The sequence below is a fragment of the Pseudomonas sp. B611 genome (genome assembly GCF_055407965.1).
Map to the genome: position 1 here is coordinate 19,278 of NZ_JBUZST010000018.1, position 17,542 is coordinate 36,819.

13 protein-coding genes and 2 pseudogenes are annotated in these 17,542 nt (G+C 61.6%); 9 read left to right on the forward strand and 6 right to left on the reverse strand.

Annotated elements, in window-relative coordinates; translation table 11 throughout:
* The first annotated feature begins 196 nt into the window (after window positions 1–196).
* Window positions 197–871: an RraA family protein gene (locus ACZRMO_RS25245; RefSeq protein WP_124528711.1), complete on the forward strand. Its 675-nt coding sequence runs from the start codon at window positions 197–199 to the stop codon at window positions 869–871.
* On the forward strand, window positions 868–2,085 hold the full coding sequence (locus ACZRMO_RS25250) for an MFS transporter (protein WP_463974626.1): 1,218 nt from the start codon (window positions 868–870) through the stop codon (window positions 2,083–2,085). Before ACZRMO_RS25245 ends, ACZRMO_RS25250 begins: the two co-directional genes overlap by 4 nt.
* A 22-nt stretch (window positions 2,086–2,107) precedes the next feature.
* On the opposite strand, the pseudogene ACZRMO_RS25255 reads toward ACZRMO_RS25250, so the two are convergent.
* From ACZRMO_RS25255 to ACZRMO_RS25265, 3 genes and pseudogenes are all read right to left on the reverse strand, one after another.
* Window positions 2,108–2,623 (reverse strand): annotated as a pseudogene (locus ACZRMO_RS25255) (methyl-accepting chemotaxis protein); the annotation flags it as partial.
* Window positions 2,624–2,968: 345 nt separating this feature from the next.
* A pseudogene (locus ACZRMO_RS25260) lies at window positions 2,969–4,051 on the reverse strand (HAMP domain-containing protein); the annotation flags it as partial.
* 144 nt (window positions 4,052–4,195) lie between these two features.
* Window positions 4,196–5,086 (reverse strand): bestrophin family protein, encoded by an 891-nt coding sequence (locus tag ACZRMO_RS25265; protein ID WP_463974627.1) that lies wholly within the window; start codon window positions 5,084–5,086, stop codon window positions 4,196–4,198.
* 131 nt (window positions 5,087–5,217) lie between these two features.
* Between ACZRMO_RS25265 and ACZRMO_RS25270 the strand changes: the two genes are divergently transcribed.
* Together ACZRMO_RS25270 and ACZRMO_RS25275 are read left to right on the forward strand one after the other, a co-directional pair.
* Window positions 5,218–5,481, forward strand: coding sequence for a hypothetical protein (locus ACZRMO_RS25270; protein ID WP_124528697.1), 264 nt, complete (start codon window positions 5,218–5,220; stop codon window positions 5,479–5,481).
* The gene (locus ACZRMO_RS25275) at window positions 5,478–6,224 is read left to right on the forward strand and encodes a Fic family protein (RefSeq protein WP_463974628.1); all 747 of its coding nucleotides are present in this window, start codon (window positions 5,478–5,480) and stop codon (window positions 6,222–6,224) included. Before ACZRMO_RS25270 ends, ACZRMO_RS25275 begins: the two co-directional genes overlap by 4 nt.
* 8 nt (window positions 6,225–6,232) lie before the next feature.
* Here the strand turns inward: ACZRMO_RS25275 and ACZRMO_RS25280 are convergent, their stop codons facing one another.
* A complete protein-coding gene (locus tag ACZRMO_RS25280; protein ID WP_177414127.1) occupies window positions 6,233–6,532 on the reverse strand; it encodes an ArsR/SmtB family transcription factor in 300 nt (99 codons plus the stop codon).
* Window positions 6,533–6,624: 92 nt separating this feature from the next.
* Here ACZRMO_RS25280 and ACZRMO_RS25285 point away from each other — a divergent pair, with 92 nt between their 5' ends.
* Together ACZRMO_RS25285 and ACZRMO_RS25290 are read left to right on the forward strand one after the other, a co-directional pair.
* Entirely contained in the window at window positions 6,625–7,716 is a 1,092-nt protein-coding gene (locus ACZRMO_RS25285) for an NADH:flavin oxidoreductase/NADH oxidase (RefSeq protein ID WP_463974629.1), read from the forward strand.
* 200 nt (window positions 7,717–7,916) lie between these two features.
* Complete coding sequence (locus tag ACZRMO_RS25290) at window positions 7,917–10,052, forward strand: TonB-dependent siderophore receptor (protein ID WP_463974630.1); 2,136 nt, start codon at window positions 7,917–7,919, stop codon at window positions 10,050–10,052.
* 865 nt (window positions 10,053–10,917) lie between these two features.
* Here the strand turns inward: ACZRMO_RS25290 and ACZRMO_RS25295 are convergent.
* A complete protein-coding gene (locus tag ACZRMO_RS25295) occupies window positions 10,918–11,640 on the reverse strand; it encodes a FadR/GntR family transcriptional regulator (protein ID WP_463974631.1) in 723 nt (240 codons plus the stop codon).
* 48 nt (window positions 11,641–11,688) lie between these two features.
* Entirely contained in the window at window positions 11,689–13,425 is a 1,737-nt protein-coding gene (locus ACZRMO_RS25300; RefSeq protein WP_463974632.1) for an IlvD/Edd family dehydratase, read from the reverse strand.
* Between the two features lie 193 nt (window positions 13,426–13,618).
* Here ACZRMO_RS25300 and ACZRMO_RS25305 point away from each other — a divergent pair, with 193 nt between their 5' ends.
* Genes ACZRMO_RS25305 through ACZRMO_RS25315 form a run of 3 tightly spaced genes read left to right on the forward strand, consistent with a single transcriptional unit; the run spans window position 13,619 to window position 17,538 of the window.
* Window positions 13,619–14,941: an MFS transporter gene (locus tag ACZRMO_RS25305; protein ID WP_463974633.1), complete on the forward strand. Its 1,323-nt coding sequence runs from the start codon at window positions 13,619–13,621 to the stop codon at window positions 14,939–14,941.
* Between the two features lie 15 nt (window positions 14,942–14,956).
* The gene (gene araD1, locus ACZRMO_RS25310; protein WP_463974634.1) at window positions 14,957–15,946 is read left to right on the forward strand and encodes an AraD1 family protein; all 990 of its coding nucleotides are present in this window, start codon (window positions 14,957–14,959) and stop codon (window positions 15,944–15,946) included.
* 11 nt (window positions 15,947–15,957) lie between these two features.
* Window positions 15,958–17,538, forward strand: a complete 1,581-nt coding sequence (locus tag ACZRMO_RS25315) for an aldehyde dehydrogenase (NADP(+)) (RefSeq protein WP_463974635.1) — start codon at window positions 15,958–15,960, stop codon at window positions 17,536–17,538.
* The last annotated feature ends 4 nt before the right edge of the window (window positions 17,539–17,542 follow it).

A 17,542-nucleotide genomic window follows, 5' to 3' on the forward strand; every position in this document is an offset into this window, starting at 1 on the left:
TTAACCCAGGCTGTTTTGATCGGCGCTGTATCAGTGAAAAAACCCAATAAAATCTAACGTTTATTCAGATTTATAATTTTATTTGGCACAGGTCGTTGGATTTTGAATCCGCCTTGAGCCTTGCTGGTTGCAAATCATGATGGTAATTTTGAAATGGCGTTTCAAAAAAACATAAAAATCAGCAGAGGAATACCCCATGTCCATCGGATTCAGAGTGCTCAAGCAACAACGCAAGGTTGCCGCCGAGTGGGTTGAGCGTTACCGCAGCGTGCCCGTCGCCAATATCAGTGATTCGATGCACCGCATGACCGCCGGCGGCGCGAGCCTCAAACCGATGCACCGCACCGGCGTCCTGGTGGGCCCGGCGCTGACCGTCAAGGCGCGCCCAGGGGACAACCTGATGCTGCATCACGCGCTGGATATCGCCCAGCCGGGCGACGTTATTGTGGTGGATGCCGGCGGTGACCTGAGCAACGCGCTGATCGGCGAAATGATGGTGGCGTATGCGATCAAGAAAGGTGTGGCCGGCATCGTGATCAACGGCGCGATTCGCGATGCGGCGAGCATTGGTGCCGGGGAGTTCCCGGTGTTTGCGGCGGGTATCACCCATCGCGGCCCTTACAAGGACGGCCCGGGCGAGGTCAACGTACCGATTGCCCTGGCTGGCATGGTGATCGAGCCGGGCGACCTGGTGATCGGCGATGAAGACGGCTTGCTCTGCGTGCCTTTCGACCAGGTCGCTGAAGTGTATGATCGCGCCTACGCCAAACATGCCGCCGAGCAAAAGCAGTTGGAACAGATTGCGCTGGGCGAAAACGACCGTACCTGGGTCCTTAAATCCCTTATACAAAAGGGCTGCGAGTTTATTTGAATCCTGCGTCTACCACCCGCTGGCCCACGCCGATCCGTGCGCTGCGCCATCGTAATTTCCAGATCTACTTTGTCGGCCAGGGCCTCTCCACCCTGGGCAAATGGGTGCAACAGGTCGCGCTGTCGTGGCTGGCCTATCACCTGACGGGCTCGGCCGTGCTGCTGGGGGCGATTGCGTTTCTGACGCTGTTGCCGCAGTTGCTGGTCGGGCCGCTGGCGGGCGCCTGGTCCGACCGCCATGACAAGCGCCGCCTGCTGATGGCGGTGCAGGCCACCCTGGCCGTGCAATCCCTGGTGCTGGCGGTGCTCACCTGGCAGCAATGGATGGGCCGCGACGTGATCATCGCCATGGCGTTGCTGTTGGGCTTGCTCAATGCCCTGGAAACACCCCTGCGCCAAGCCTTGATCGCCAGCTTTGTCGATGAGCCCAAGGACCTGCCCAACGCCCTTGTGCTCAATGCCATGCTGATCAACGCCGCGCGCTTTATCGGCCCGCCGCTGGCCGGCTTGCTGATCACCTGGAGCGGCGAGGCCGGTTGCTTCCTGCTGACCTCCATCGCCTTTGGCATGCTGTTGATTGGCCTGGGCAAGGTGCAAAGCCGCGCACCGGTTCGGGCCAAAGGGTCTACCGGGGAGATCTTCCGCGAAGGTTTGCGTTATTTGTGGAACACCTTGTCCATCCGCCGCCTGTTGATCAGCGTGGTGATGGTCAACCTGTTGGCGTCCTGCTACACGGTGCTGCTGCCGATCCTGGCCAAGCACGCCTTCAGCGGCGATGCCCAAACCCTCGGCTGGTTATGGGGCGCGGCGGGGGCGGGGGCGTTTGTGGCGACAATCTTCCTGGCATTCGCCGGTAGCTCATCGAGCCTGAGCCGCATCATCGTGATGGGCACAGTGGTGTGCGCCGTGTCGTTGTGCGCGGTGGCGGCGAACCCGCCGTTGGCTTTCACCCTGGCGGCGCTGGCCGGGTTGGGGTTCGGGATTACGGTGAGCAATGTCAGCAGCAACATGACCCTGCAAAGTGCCGCGCCGGAAGCACTGCGCGGGCGGGTGATTGCCTTTTACATCGCTATGCGTTTCGGCTTTGAAGCGATTGGCGGCTTGTTGGCCGGGCTGTTGGCGGCGGCGCTGAGTGTGCAGTGGACGCTGCTGGTGGCCGGGGCCTTGCTGGGGATTTATCAGTTGATCAGTTGGCGAATGAGCCCTCGACGCTGACGTCGAGGGCCCCACGGTCACGTCAGTATTTGAACCGGCCCACCAACCCCTTGAGCTGACCGGAAATGTCCGTCAACCGACCCGAGCCGGTCTGCGCCGAGTGGGCGAAGCCTTCGACCAGTTGCGCATCGGCATGGATCTGCGCGATGTGCCGGTTGATCTCTTCGGCCACCTGGTGCTGCTCTTCGGCAGCGGTGGCGATCTGGGTGTTCTGGTCGCGGATCGAGTCCACCGAGCCACGGATCTTGTCGAAGCTGTCGCGGGCCTGTTGGATGCGTTCCACGCTGGTGTGGGACACCAGCAGGCTGCCCTGCATCTGCTGGGTGACTTCCTGGGTGCGCCGCGCGAGGTTGCCCAGCAGGCTGTCGATCTCGCCGGTGGAGTCGGCGGTGCGGCGGGCGAGGGCGCGCACTTCGTCGGCCACCACCGCAAAACCACGGCCCTGATCGCCGGCGCGCGCGGCTTCGATTGCCGCGTTGAGCGCCAGCAGGTTGGTCTGCTCGGCAATCGAGCGGATGGTGTCGAGGATGGTGTTGATGTTCTGGCTGTCCTGCTCCAGCAACTGCATGGTCTGGGTCGACTTTTGCAGGTCTTCGCTCAACTTGAGCACGCTGCCGGTGGCTTCACCGATGTGCTGCTGGCCGTCGTGTACGTCGCGGTAGCCTTCGTCGGCACTGGTGGCGGCGGCGCTGCACGAACGCGCGACTTCGTTTGCGGTGGCGACCATCTCGTTGAACGCGGTGCTCACCAGTTCCACGGCTTCACGCTGACGGCCGGCGGCCTGGTTCATGTTGTTGGCCACGGTGCTGGTGTCAGCGGCGGCGCTTTGCAGGTCGGTGGAGGCGCTGCCGATGCGTTGCACCAGTTGCGCAATCGCACCGAGGAACTGGTTGAACCAGCCGGCCAGGGTCGCGGTTTCGTCCTTGCCCTGTACGGTGAGCTTGCGGGTCAGGTCGCCTTCACCTTCGGCGATCTCTTGCAGGCCATCGGCAACGCTGCGGATGGGGCGCACGATCATGCTGGCAAAGCTTGCACCGACCAGGGCGAAGACCACGGCCAGGGCAGCGGCGATGGCGGCGATCAACCAGGTCAGGCTCGACGCGCCGGCCATCACTTCATCACGCTTGATCAGGCCGATAAAGCGCCAGCCGAGGTCTTTGGAGCTGACCACGTTGGCCATGTAGGGCACGCCGTTGATCTCGATCTGGGTGGCGCCGTCGGTGCGCTTGGCCAGCTCGGCGTATTGCGGGCCGAGGTCGGCCAGGGGCTTGAAGTTGTGCTTGGCATCGCTGGGGTCCACCAGCACGTTGCCGTTGGCTTCCACCAGCATCAGGTAACCGCTGTCGCCGAGCTTGATGTTGCGCACCAGTTCGGTGAGCTGCTTGAGCGACACGTCCAGGCCGACCACGCCGAGGATATTGCCGGTGGCGTCGGCGACGGTGCGCACGGTGCCGATCAGCACCACGTCATCCGGTGCCCAGTAATAAGCGCCGGTGCGCACGGTGTTGCCTGGCGCGGCCACGGCGGCCTTGTACCAGGGGCGTTGGCGCGGGTCGTAGTTGTTCAGTTTGGTGTCGTCGGGCCAACTGGCGTAGCCGCCGTCGCTCAGGCCCAGGGACAGGTAAGCGGTGCTCGGGTGGCTTTTGGCGAACTGGTCGAAGATGTCCAGCAGCGCTTTGTTGGTCGGGGTCAGGGGGATTTGCGCGGCGTCGGCACCGGCATAGCTTTTCAGGTCTTTGGCGGCGGCGATGCGTGGGTCTTTGGCGACGAATTCGACGTTCTGGCTGATGCCGTCGAAGAATTGCTTCATGCCGTTGTCGATCTGGCGGATTTCACGGCTGCTGCTGTCGACGAAATTGGCCTCGGCCGCATCCCGCAGGTTCAGTACCACCAGCACGGCCACCAGGATCACCGGCACGCACGCGATAGTCGCAAACGCCCAGGTCAGCTTGTGTTTGATATTCATGACATCTCCCGCAGGGTACTTATTAGAGTTGGCAAGGCGGAGGAAAGCGAAGAGCGTCGCATGTGTTGTTTTTAGAGGGGATAGCCCATGCGTACCCCCGGTATATCGACCGGTGGGTCACGCACTTTAGGCCGTGGGCAGGGTTTAACCGATGCGCTCGCCACCCAGGGCATCACGCTGCATCGATTGCAGGTTTTTCTCGATGGTTTCGCAGATGGTGTCCATCTGGATCTGGTGCTCGCTGGAGTTGAACGGGCTTTGCAGGTCGGTGCCGATGCGCTCGATGGCCAGCAGCATAAAACCCACCACCGTCGAGGCCAGCGGGGTGAACCAGCCGAGGGATTCCACCAGGCCCACCGGTACGATCAGGCAGAACAGCGAGATAAACAGGCGCGGGAAGTACACGTAGGGGTAGGGCAGCGGGGTGTTGGCGATGCGTTCCATGCCGCCCTGGGCGTTGGACAGATCCACCAGCGTCGACTCCAGTCGCGCCAGGCGGATGCTGTCCAGGTGGCCGGCCTTGTATTCCTTGGCCAGCAAGGCTGCCGAGCCGGTGAGGATGTCGTTGGCAAAATTATTGGTGGTGCCGTTGCGCGCGAACTCTTCGCTGGGGATGAATGCACGCACCTCATCGGGGCACGGCAGTCCCTTGAGGTGGACCGCCAGGCAGTTCACATAGGCCACATGCCGACGCAACAGGGTGGCCTTGACCGGGTTGACCTCGCTGTCGGGGTCATCCAGCAGCGTCAGCACCTGGCGCGCAAAACTGCGTGAATTGTTGACCATCGCCCCCCACAGCGTGCGCGCCTCCCACCAACGGTTATAGGCGCTGCTGTTGCGAAAACTGATCAGCACCACCAGCGCCGAACCGAGCAGGGTCAGGGGCATCAGCGGCAGGTTGATCTTGTAGGTGAGGAACAGCATGAAATCCACCGTGACGGCGACATCCCACAGCAACAGCCAGAACAGGGCCCAGCCTACATAGCCCATGGTCTTGATGATCAGGCGGTATTTTTTGATGATGGCGGCTTTCAAACGACGACCTCGCGGCGAACGGTGGGCAAGAGTGCCTTAGCTCGGACGCGGGTTTGGGGGGAAAGGTTCGCTGGGAGGAGAGGGGAAACGAACGCCATGCTATGCTTCTTAGGCTAATTGAGGAGTTTGCAATGACTGATACAGCCCGTGAAACCATCGCTGATAAAGTGCGCAAAATGGCTGAAATTCATCATGTCACCGCCGAACGTGACGGTGTTAGCCGGATGGCCGTGGCAATTACCGGCCTGGCTGGCGATGTGGTCCAGCTGGACGGTGTGGAGCAGTTGTTGGTTAACCTCACGAGGAAGGGCGTTCTGAGCAAGTCGGAAACCTTGGCGCTACAAGGCAGCTACCTCCAGGAAAAGCGCTGCTTGGCGAAGAAACTTCGCGCATGAGCTTCGATCCTTTCGGCGATTTTGAAACCGCTGGATATCTTCAAAACGCTCTACAGCTCAAAGACCCCGTCGAAGTAAAAGAATCCGAGCATCTTTCGTTTGAATTGAGCCTGGAAGAGGCGCTTGAGTTTCTTGCCGGGAAAAAGCCAATTGATTACCGGTCGTTGCGCAAAGTGCACGAGATCCTGTTTTCTGGTTTCTATCCCTGGGCGGGCAAGGATCGGAACGAGCTTGTCCCGCATCTCGCGGTCTTCAAAGGCTCCGAAAACGATCCTTACCGTACCGTCTTCGAGCATCCTGGCTCTATAAAGCTTTCAGTCGACTATGCACTGGAATTGGCGTCGAACAAAAAACGTTTTCGCGACAGTCCTGGCGATGTCATGGGCCAGCTAGCCTTCGCGCATCCTTTTCTGGATGGCAATGAACGTACGATTCTGCTGGTGTTCATGGAGCTCTGTTATCGAGCCAAGTTCGCGATTGAATGGTCCAGAACCAACAAGGATGACTACCTCAGGGCGCTCAGCGAAGAGATTGAGTCACCGTTCAAAGGGCATCTGAGTCATTACTTGAAACCCTTTGTGGTGGACATTGCCCACCGTGACGAGTGGGCAGCAATGATCGGTGGCATCAAAGGGTTGGATGGGCTTGATAAGGAGGGGATTACCTACGAGAGCCTGGACAACCCCGAGGTTCAACAGATCTACAACACCTACAGAGGGCGGTTGATTCCGCCAATGGAATAACCCTTTCTTTACCGTTGGGCAAGAATACTGGCCAGCAACCCGGGAAACCGCTCCTCAAGATCTTCCGCCCGCAGCGCATTCATATGCGTGGTCCCCACACTCCGCGTCTGCACCAATCCCGCATCACGCAACACGCGAAAGTGGTGGGACATGCTCGACTTGGGCCGCCCGCCATCCAATTCGCCGCACGTGGCTTCGGCTACGCCGGCCAGGCAGCGCACGATTTCCAGGCGCACCGGGTCGCTCAGCGCGTACAGCACGCGTTCGAGGGTAAGGTCTTGGACAAGGGGGTGTTTGAAGGCTCGCATGAAACGAATGATAACAGGGGGGTATCGCTGAATACTATAGTTCGATTACCATCGAACTATCGAATCAATCATCACTTTGCCGGAGTTGTCCCATGGCCGCTTTGTTCGAACCGTACAAACTCAAAGATGTCACCCTGCGCAATCGCATTGCCATCCCGCCGATGTGTCAGTACATGGCCGATGACGGCATCGTCAACGACTGGCACCACGTGCACCTTGCAGGCATGGCCCGTGGTGGGGCAGGGCTGGTAGTGGTCGAGGCCACCGCCGTCGCGCCGGAAGGCCGCATCACCCCGGGCTGCGCCGGTATCTGGAGCGATGCCCACGCCGAGGCGTTCGTGCCCATGGTCAAGGCCATCAAGGCGGCGGGTTCGGTGCCGGGCATCCAGATCGGCCACGCCGGGCGTAAAGCCAGCGCCAACCGCCCGTGGGAAGGCGATGACCATATGGCCGCTTCCGACCCGCGCTCGTGGGAAACCATCGCGCCGTCGGCGATTGCCTTTGGCGCGAACCTGCCGCAGGTGCCACGCGCCATGACCCTGGACGACATCGCCCGCGTGCGCCAGGACTTCGTCGATGGCGCGCGCCGTGCCCGTGACGCCGGTTTTGAATGGATCGAGCTGCACTTCGCCCACGGTTACCTGGGCCAGAGCTTCTTCTCCGAACACTCCAACCAGCGCACCGACGCCTACGGCGGCAGCTTTGACAACCGCAGCCGTTTCCTCCTGGAAACCCTGGCCGCCGTACGCGAAGTCTGGCCCGAAAACCTGCCGCTGACCGCACGTTTCGGCGTATTGGAATACGACGGCCGCGACGAGCAGACCCTCGCCGAATCCATCGAACTGGCCCGCCGCTTCAAGGCCGGTGGCCTGGACCTGTTGAGCGTCAGCGTCGGCTTCACCATTCCCGACACCAATATCCCGTGGGGCCCGGCATTCATGGGGCCGATTGCCGAGCGTGTACGCCGCGAAGCGGGCATTCCGGTGACCTCGGCGTGGGGCTTTGGCACGCCGCAACTGGCGGAGACTGCCTTGCAGGCTGGGCATCTGGACCTGGTATCGGTAGGCCGTGCCCATTTGGCTGATCCGCACTGGGCGTACTTTGCGGCCAAGGAATTGGGCGTCGAAAAGTCGTCGTGGACCTTGCCGGCGCCTTACGCGCATTGGTTGGAGCGTTATCGCTAAGGCTTGAATCAGCGTTTCAGGAGCCACTCACTCGAGTGGCTTTTTTTTTGCGCCGGTTTTATCAAGTGGATACAAAGCTGTTACCCAAAAAATAGTGAATGAGAACGCATATCAATAATGGCCGGCGTGATATACCATCGCGCCGCGAAAATCTGGCAGCTATGCCGCCCCATTTGGCCCATTCACTAGGTTCATCATTCATGCGTCGTACCCTGGTTTCCATTTGTGTGCTTCAGGCGTTTTCCCCTTTGACCTGGGCCGAAGTCGCCCCCGCCGACAAGGCCAGCGTGGAGTTGCAAGCCACCTCCATCACCGGCACCGCGGACTACGAGACCGCCCAGGGCCCGGTCAAGGGCTACCTGGCCACACGTTCCGCCAGTGCGACGCGTACCGACACCTCGATTCATGAAACCCCGCAGTCCATCAGCGTGGTGACCAAGGACGCCGTCGAAGACATCGGCGCCACCCGCCTGCAAGACGCGCTGGACTATGCCGGCGGCGTCGGCCGTGCCAATAACTTTGGCGGCCAGGGCCTCACCACCTTCACCGTGCGTGGCTTCACCACCGGGGAGTTCTACCGCAACGGTTTCCCGATCAACCGTGGCTACCCGAACATGCCGGACGCCAACACCATCGAACGGCTCGAAGTGCTGCGCGGCCCGGCCACCATGCTCTACGGCCGTGGCGATCCAGGCGGCACCTTCAACGTGGTGTCCAAGCAACCGTTGCCTGAGCGCACCGTGACCCTGGGCAGCCAGTTGAACGACCAAGGCATGAAGCGCGGCACCCTGGACGCCTCCGGCCCGCTGGACGACGAAGGCCGCCTGGCTTACCGCCTGAACGTGGTGGGCGAGGGCGGCGAGACCTTCCGCGACCATGTCGAAACCGAGCGCTACGGCATCACGCCGGTGATCACCTGGCAGGCCACTGACGCCACCAAGGTGATCTTTGAAGGCGACTTCATGCGCAACAATCACCCGTTGGACCGTGGCCTGACGCGCTTTGCCACGCAGAAAGGCACTGCTTCGCGCGACACGTTCTGGGGCGACAAGGACGTGGGCAAGTTGCACAACGACAGCAGCATGGCCCAACTGCGTTTCGAGCACCTGCTCAATGACAACTGGACCTTGGGCGGTGGGTTCCAGTGGTTGGATGGAACCTTGCAAGGCAACGGCATTGAAGCCAACGGCCCCACCAGCCTGAGCGCCGACGGTCGTACCCTGCAACGCAACTTCAACTACCGCAAGCTGGAATGGACCGATAAAGACACCCAGCTCAACCTCACCGGGCATTTCTCTGCTGGCGGTTTCGATCACACCTTGTTGACCGGTGTCGAGTTCGAAGACTACGACTACAAGTCGATCATCCAGCGTTCCAGCGCAGCGCCCGGGACCTACCCCATCGACATCTTCGACCCGGTCTACGGCCAAGCGCGTCCGCCGCTCACCCGCACACCGACCCACGACAAGGAAAACCTCAAGACCTATGCCGCATTCGTGCAAGACCAAGTGGCCCTCACCGAACGCCTGAAAGTGCTGGCCGGCGCGCGTTTCGAGCGCTTTGAGCACGACTACGAAAGCTACGTGAGCGGCGTCAAGCCGTGGAGCGCCGCAGACAACGCGGTCACGCCGCGTGTGGGTGTGATCTACGACCTCACCGACACCGTAGCGGTGTATGCCGATGCTGCGCGCTCGTTCAAGCCGAACACCGGCGCGGCGCGCGTCGGTGGCGGGTTCGAGCCGGAGAAGGGCAAGTCCTATGAGATGGGCGTGAAGTGGGAAGCACTGGATCGCCAGTTGAGCGTCGATGCGGCGATCTACCAGATCGAGAAGAAAAACGTCCTCACCACCGACCCGGTAGACTCGACCTTCAGCGTTGCGGCAGGCCAGGTACGCAGCCGTGGTTTCGACCTCAATGTAGCGGGCAACCTCACGCCTGAATGGCGCCTTATCGGTGGTTATGCCTACGTGGACGCCGAAGTGACCAAGGACAACACGCTCCGCTCCGGCACCCGGCTGATGAACATCCCGCGCAACAGCTTCAGCCTGCTCAACGTGTACGAGTTCCAGGACGGCACACTGAAGGGCCTTGGCTTGGGTGCAGGCGCCAAATACGTGGATGAGCGTGCAGGCCAAACGGCCAATACCGCGTTCGCGATGGACGCCTACACCGTTGTCGATCTGCTCAGCTACTACAAGGTCAACGACAAGGTGCGTCTCAATCTCGACGTGAAGAACCTGTTCAACCGTGAGTTTGAAGAGGGCGCTTTCGGCAATATCTACGCTTACCCAGGCACGCCGCGGACAGTACAGGTCGGCATCGCCTACACCCTGTAATCATCACTCATGTGGGAGCTGGCTTGCCTGCGAAAGCGGTGTGTCAACCAATGACTCTATTGCTGGCAGACCGCATTCGCGGGCAAGCCCGCTCCCACAGTGGTTGATCTATTGCCACATGCTGATCTGTGAACACGGTCAAATGTGGGAGCTGGCTTGCCTGCGAAAGCGGTGTGTCAGCCAATGAATCTGCTGCTGACAGACCGCATTCGCGGGCAAGCCCGCTCCCACAGTGGTTGATCTATTGCCACATGCTGATCTGTTAACACGGTCAAATGTGGGAGCTGGCTTGCCTGCGAAAGCAGTGTGTCAGCCAATGAATCTGCTGCTGACAGACCGCATTCGCGGGCAAGCCCGCTCCCACAGTTGTTGATCTATTGCCACATGCTGATCTGTGAACACGGTCAAATATGGGAGCTGGCTTGCCTGCGAAAGCAGTGTGTCAGCCAATGAATCTGCTGCTGACAGACCGCATTCGCGGGCAAGCCCGCTCCCACAGTTGTTGATCTGTTTGCACATACTGATGTGTGAACACGGTCAAATGTGGGAGCTGGCTTGCCTGCGAAAGCGGTGTGTCAGGCAATGAATCTGCTGCTGACAGACCGCATTCGCGGGCAAGCCCGCTCCCACAGTTGTTGATCTGTTTGCACATACTGATGTGTGAATACGGTCAAATGTGGGAGCTGGCTTGCCTGCGAAAGCAGTGTGTCAGCCAATGAATCTGCTGCTGACAGACCGCATTCGCGGGCAAGCCCGCTCCCACAGTGGTTGATCTATTGCCACATGCTGATCTGTTAACACGGTCAAATGTGGGAGCTGGCTTGCCTGCGATAGCGGTAGGCCAGGCAACAGCTCCCTAGACGGCCTACAACGGCGTCAACACATTCATCACCGTATCCAACGCCACCCGCGTGTCATCCAGCTGCACCAGCGACGCATGCCGCGCACCCAGTGCATCGCGGTTCTGGATCGCGGTGAGGATCGCCTTGTGCCGAGGCAGGCTCAGGCCCTGGATATCCGGGCGGCGGTTGGTGATGTTGATCGACTCGCGCAGCGGCAGCGACAGCATGTTGCACATGTAGGCCAGCAGGTCGTTGCGCGTGGCGTCTGCAATCGCGCGGTGGAAGTCCAGGTCGGCCTGTAGCAGCTCTTCGTGGGTCTTCGCCGTTTCCATGCCCAGGTAGGCTTTTTCGATGGTGGCGATGTCTTCATTGGTGGCGGTGGTCGCGGCCATGGCGGCGATCTCCGGTTCGAGGATGCGCCGCACACCGGCCAGGGTGTTGAAGAATTCGCTGTGGGGCGTGGACTGCATCAACCAGGACAGCACGTCCGGGTCGAGCAAATGCCATTTCAGGCGTGGCCGCACCACCGCACCCACCCGTGGCTTGGAATACACCAGGCCCTTGGCGCTGAGCACCCGCGTGGCTTCACGCAACACCGAGCGGCTGACCTTGTACTCCTCGCAGAGCGTGGCCTCCAGGGGCAGCTTTTCTTCGGGCTTGAAGCGCCCGGAAACGATGTGCATGCCCAAGTCCTGAACGATCTGGGCATGCATGCTCTTGCGCGGCTTGGGCGGCTGGTGATCCATAACGACGGGGAGGCTCTGACTTAAAGACGCGGCATCATAGCATCCCAATTAGTGGGAATGCCGGGGGACTTCCGCCCCACGGCAACCCACCAGGAAGTCAAAGTCGCAACCCTGATCCGCCTGCAATACATGGTCGATATACAACTGACGATAACCGCCGACGATCATTTTTTGCGGTGGCGCAAGATCCGCCATGCGTGCCGCCAACTCGGCGTCGGGGATGTCCAGGTGCAGGCGGCCGTTGGCGCAGTCCAGTTCAATCCAGTCACCTTCCTTTACCGTGGCCAACGGCCCGCCCGCAGCGGCTTCCGGCGCCACATGCAAGACCACCGTGCCGTACGCCGTGCCGCTCATGCGCGCGTCGGAAATGCGCACCATGTCCGTCACACCCTGCGCCAGCAGCTTGGCCGGCAGGCCCATGTTGCCCACCTCGGCCATGCCCGGGTAACCCTTGGGCCCGCAGTTTTTCATGACCAGGATCGAGTTGGCGTCCACGTCCAGCTCCGGGTCGTTGATGCGCGCCTTGTACATGTCGAAGTTCTCGAACACCACCGCGCGGCCGCGATGCTGCATCAACTCCGGGCTGGCGGCGGACGGCTTGAGCACCGCGCCCAGCGGCGCCAGGTTGCCGCGCAATACGCAGATGCCGCCGTCGGCGCGGATCGGGTTGTCGAGGGTGCGGATCACTTCGTCCTGGCCGTAGATCGGCGAATCCTTGGTGTTCTCGCCGAGGGACTTGCCATTCACTGTCAGCGCATTCGGATGGGGGATCAGGTTGGCTTCACCGAGGCGGCGCAACACCGCAGGCAGGCCGCCGGCATAGTAGAACTCTTCCATCAGGAAGCGCCCCGACGGCTGCAAATCAACGATGGTCGGCATGCCGCGGCCCATGCGGGTCCAGTCGTCGAGGTCGAGCTCCACGCCGATGCGCCCGGCGATAGCCTTCAAGTGGATCACGGCGTTGGTCGATCCGCCGATGGCCGCATTCACGCGGATCGCGTTTTCAAACGCCTCTTTGGTGAGGATCTTCGACAGCTTCAAGTCCTCGCGCACCATCTCTACAGCACGCATGCCGGACATATGCGCCAGCACATAACGCCGTGCATCCACTGCCGGAATCGCCGCGTTGTGCGGCAACGAGGTGCCCAGGGCTTCAGCCATGCACGCCATGGTGGAGGCCGTGCCCATGGTGTTGCAGGTGCCCGCCGAGCGCGACATGCCGCCCTCGGCCGCAAGGAAATCATCCAGGGTAATGGTGCCGGCCTTGACCTGCTCGCTGAGCTGCCACACCACGGTGCCCGAACCAATGTCCTGGCCCTTGTGCTTGCCGTTGAGCATCGGCCCACCGGTGACCACGATCGCCGGTACGTCGCAACTGGCGGCGCCCATCAGCAGGGCCGGGGTGGTTTTGTCGCAGCCGGTCAGCAGCACCACGCCGTCAATCGGGTTGCCGCGAATCGCTTCTTCCACGTCCATGCTCGCCAGGTTGCGGGTGAGCATGGCGGTGGGGCGCAGGTTGGATTCGCCATTGGAAAACACCGGGAACTCCACCGGGAAGCCACCGGCCTCGATCACGCCGCGTTTGACGTGCTCGGCGATCTGGCGGAAATGCGCATTGCACGGCGTCAGCTCCGACCAGGTATTGCAGATGCCGATGATCGGCTTGCCATGGAACTGATGGTCGGCAATGCCCTGGTTCTTCATCCAGCTGCGGTACATGAAGCCGTTCTTGTCGGCGGTACCAAACCACTGGGCGGAGCGTAGGCCGGGCTTTTTATCAGACATGATCGATTCTCTTATTGTATGACTATATGTTCTTGCGTACCTAAACATAAGCGCAAAAACGCCTATTTGGAAGAGTTGTTTTGCAAATAGTCATACTATATAGTCGGTCTCAACTGAGGTATGACCCTGGCGGATTTCCGCGAGAGGCGTCCCCCGAGCTTCTATAAAAACAACAATGTGGAGATCGACCCCCATGAGCCAGGAACTGCGGCTTATTCGGCGCATTACGCTGAAACTGATTCCCTTCCTGATCCTGCTGTACCTGATCGCCTACGTGGACCGTTCCGCCGTGGGCTTCGCCAAGTTGCACATGGGCGCCGACATCGGCATCGGCGATGCCGCCTATGGCTTGGGCGCAGGCCTGTTCTTTATTGGCTACTTCCTGTTCGAGATCCCCAGCAACCTGATGCTCGACCGCTTCGGTGCGCGGCGCTGGTTTGCGCGGATCATGATCACCTGGGGCGCCATCACCATTGGCATGGCCTTTGTGCAGGGGCCGCACAGCTTCTATGTAATGCGCTTTCTGCTCGGCGCGGCGGAGGCGGGGTTCTTCCCGGGCGTGCTGTACTACATCACCCAATGGTTCCCGGTGCGCCATCGCGGCAAGATCCTCGGGCTGTTTATCCTGTCCCAACCGATTGCAATGATGATCACCGGCCCGGTGTCCGGTGGCTTGTTGGGCATGGACGGCATCCTCGGCCTGCACGGCTGGCAGTGGTTGTTCATCGTGATTGGCACCCCGGCGATCCTGCTCACCTGGCCCGTATTGCGCTACTTGCCGGACGGTCCCAAGCAGGTCAGCTGGATGAGCGAGGAAGAAAAGACCTGGCTCACCGGCGAACTCGCCAAGGACCTGCAAGCCTACGGCCAGACCCGCCACGGCAACCCGTTGCACGCGCTGAAAGACAAACGCGTGTTGCTGCTGGCACTGTTCTACCTGCCGGTGACGCTGAGCATCTACGGCCTGGGCCTATGGCTGCCAACCCTGATCAAGCAGTTCGGCGGCAGCGACCTGACCACCGGCTTCGTCTCCGCCGTGCCCTATATCTTCGGCATCATCGGCCTGCTGATTATCCCGCGCAGTTCCGACCGTTTGAATGATCGCTACGGCCACTTGGCAGTGCTTTATGTACTGGGCGCCATCGGCCTGTTTTTCAGCGCGTGGCTGAGCGTGCCGGTGCTGCAAATGGCCGCGCTGTGCCTGGCCGCATTCGCGTTGTTTTCCTGCACCGCGGTGTTCTGGACCTTGCCGGGGCGTTTCTTCGCCGGCGCCAGTGCGGCGGCAGGCATTGCGCTGATCAACTCGGTGGGCAACCTCGGCGGCTATATCGGCCCGTTCGTGATTGGTGCGCTCAAGGAATACACCGGCAACCTCGCCTCGGGCCTGTACTTCCTGTCGGCGGTGATGGTGTTCGGGCTGATCCTGACCTTGGTGGTGTACCGCGTGCTGGAGCGCAAGCACGTGCTGCCCGCCGACCAATTTGCCGCCAGCGCCCGTGGCGCTTCACGTACTTGATTGAGGAGAAGTTGCATGCGTTTAGTTCAGTTTGAATTGCCCAACGGTGAGCGCCGGGTGGGCGTGGTGGACGGCAACACACTGCGCGAAGTGAAGGCTGCGCGCAGCGTGCGTGAATTGGCCCTGGCGGCCATCGAAGCCGGTGTCGGCCTGGCGCAACAGGTCGACAGCCTGGGCCTGGGCGCCAGCCATGACTACGCGGCATTACTGGCCGACTTGAAGATCCTGCCGCCGCTGGACCATCCCGACCCGGCCCACATGCTCATCAGCGGCACCGGCCTGACCCACCTGGGCAGCGCCTCGGCCCGCGACAAGATGCACCAGGCCGGTGACGAAACCGCGCTGACCGACACCATGCGCATCTTCAAATGGGGCGTGGAGGGCGGCAAGCCGGCGGCCGGGGTTGCCGGTGTGCAGCCCGAGTGGTTCTACAAAGGCGACGGCAGCATCGTCGTGCGTCCCGGTGCCGCGTTCCCGGTGCCACCGTTTGCCGAAGATGCCGGCGAAGAACCGGAAATCGGCGGGCTCTACGTGATCGGCCCGGACAGCCAGCCCTATCGCGTCGGCTTTGCGGTGGGCAACGAGTTTTCCGACCACGTCATGGAGCGCAAGAACTACCTGTACCTGGCCCATTCCAAACTGCGCAGTTGCAGCTACGGCCCCGAATTGCGCGTCGGTGAGTTGCCGCAGCATCTGGCGGGCAGCAGCCGCATCCTGCGCAACGGCGAAGTGATCTGGCAGAACGAGTTCCTCAGCGGCGAAGCCAACATGTGCCACAGCCTGGACAACCTCGAATACCACCACTTCAAATACCGCCAGTTCCTCAGGCCGGGCGATGTGCACATCCACTTCTTCGGCACCGCCACGCTGTCATTCGCCGACGGTATACGTACCCAGCCGGGGGATGTGTTCGAGATCAGCCAGGCCGAGTTCGGCGCGCCGCTGGTCAACCGTGTCGGCAGCAGCGACGCAGCGTTCGCACCCGGCCACGTCACCCCCCTTTAAGGAGCCCCTTCATGTCCCAGTTTCTCGGCCACAACTATATCGGCGGCCAGCGCAGTGCCAACGGCAGCGTGACCCTCAAGAGTGTCGATGCGAGCACCGGCGAAGCCTTGCCCCAGGATTTCTACCAGGCCACCCCGCAGGAAGTTGACGCCGCCGCCAAGGCCGCTGCGCAGGCGTATCCGGCCTATCGCGCCCTGAGTGCGGCGCGGCGGGCGCAGTTCCTTGATGCGATCGCCGATGAGCTGGACGCCCTGGGCGATGATTTCGTCGCACTGGTCTGCCGCGAAACCGCGCTGCCCGCCGCCCGTATCAAAGGCGAGCGCGGGCGTACCAGCGGCCAGATGCGCCTGTTCGCCAGCGTGCTGCGGCGCGGGGACTTCTACGGCGCGCGCATCGACAAGGCCTTGCCGGAGCGCCAGCCATTGCCGCGCCCGGACCTGCGTCAATACCGCATCGGCCTCGGCCCGGTGGCGGTGTTTGGGGCGAGCAATTTCCCTCTGGCGTTCTCCACGGCGGGCGGTGATACCGCTGCCGCGTTGGCGGCCGGTTGCCCGGTGGTGTTCAAGGCCCACAGCGGGCATATGGCGACGGCCGAATGCGTGGCCGATGCAATTATTCGTGCCGCTGAAGCCAGCGGGATGCCGGCCGGTGTGTTCAACATGATCTTTGGCGGCGGTGTCGGCGAGGCGCTGGTCAAGCACCCGGCGATCCAGGCGGTGGGCTTTACCGGTTCGCTCAAGGGCGGTCGCGCCTTGTGCGATATGGCGGCCGCGCGCCCGCAGCCGATCCCGGTGTTTGCCGAGATGTCCAGCATCAACCCGGTGATCGTCTTGCCCCAAGCTTTGCAGGCCCGCGCCGAAACCATTGCCCGCGACCTCACCGCGTCGGTGGTGCAAGGCTGCGGCCAGTTCTGCACCAACCCGGGCTTGGTGATCGGTCTCGCGTCGCCTGCATTTACCGCGTTCACCCAGCAGGTGGCGCAATTGATCGGCGATCAACCGGCGCAAACCATGCTCAACGCCGGCACCTTGGGCAGCTACGGCAAGGGCCTGGAAAAACTCCTCGCGCATCCGGGCATCGAGCACTTGGCGGGCAACCCACAGGCGGGCAACCAAGCCCAGCCGCAGCTGTTCAAGGCCGATGTGCGTCTGCTGATCGACGGCGATGAAGTGCTGCAAGAGGAAGTCTTCGGCCCCACCACGGTATTTGTCGAAGTGGCTGACCAGGCCCAACTCAGTGCCGCCTTGCATGGCCTGCATGGGCAACTCACGGCGACGATCATTGGCGAGCTGAATGACCTGCAACAGTTCGCCGAACTGACGCCGCTGCTGGAGCAGAAAGTCGGGCGCATCCTGCTCAACGGCTACCCCACCGGCGTTGAAGTCAGCGACGCGATGGTGCACGGCGGCCCGTATCCTGCGACCTCCGATGCCCGTGGCACCTCGGTCGGTACCCTGGCCATCGACCGCTTCCTGCGCCCGGTGTGCTTCCAGAACTACCCTGATAGCCTGCTGCCCGATGCGTTGAAAAACGCCAACCCGTTGCGTATCCAACGGCTAGTGGATGGCACGCCGTCGCGCGATCCGTTGTAAAACG

Coding starts and splice junctions, on each gene's coding strand:
- ACZRMO_RS25245 (WP_124528711.1), top strand. CDS start 197: ATGTCCATCGGATTCAGAGTGCTCAAGCAACAACGCAAGGTTGCCGCC.
- ACZRMO_RS25270 (WP_124528697.1), top strand. CDS start 5,218: ATGACTGATACAGCCCGTGAAACCATCGCTGATAAAGTGCGCAAAATG.
- ACZRMO_RS25275 (WP_463974628.1), top strand. CDS start 5,478: ATGAGCTTCGATCCTTTCGGCGATTTTGAAACCGCTGGATATCTTCAA.
- ACZRMO_RS25280 (WP_177414127.1), bottom strand. CDS start 6,532: ATGCGAGCCTTCAAACACCCCCTTGTCCAAGACCTTACCCTCGAACGC.
- ACZRMO_RS25285 (WP_463974629.1), top strand. CDS start 6,625: ATGGCCGCTTTGTTCGAACCGTACAAACTCAAAGATGTCACCCTGCGC.
- ACZRMO_RS25290 (WP_463974630.1), top strand. CDS start 7,917: ATGCGTCGTACCCTGGTTTCCATTTGTGTGCTTCAGGCGTTTTCCCCT.
- ACZRMO_RS25295 (WP_463974631.1), bottom strand. CDS start 11,640: ATGGATCACCAGCCGCCCAAGCCGCGCAAGAGCATGCATGCCCAGATC.
- ACZRMO_RS25300 (WP_463974632.1), bottom strand. CDS start 13,425: ATGTCTGATAAAAAGCCCGGCCTACGCTCCGCCCAGTGGTTTGGTACC.
- ACZRMO_RS25305 (WP_463974633.1), top strand. CDS start 13,619: ATGAGCCAGGAACTGCGGCTTATTCGGCGCATTACGCTGAAACTGATT.
- araD1 (WP_463974634.1), top strand. CDS start 14,957: ATGCGTTTAGTTCAGTTTGAATTGCCCAACGGTGAGCGCCGGGTGGGC.
- ACZRMO_RS25315 (WP_463974635.1), top strand. CDS start 15,958: ATGTCCCAGTTTCTCGGCCACAACTATATCGGCGGCCAGCGCAGTGCC.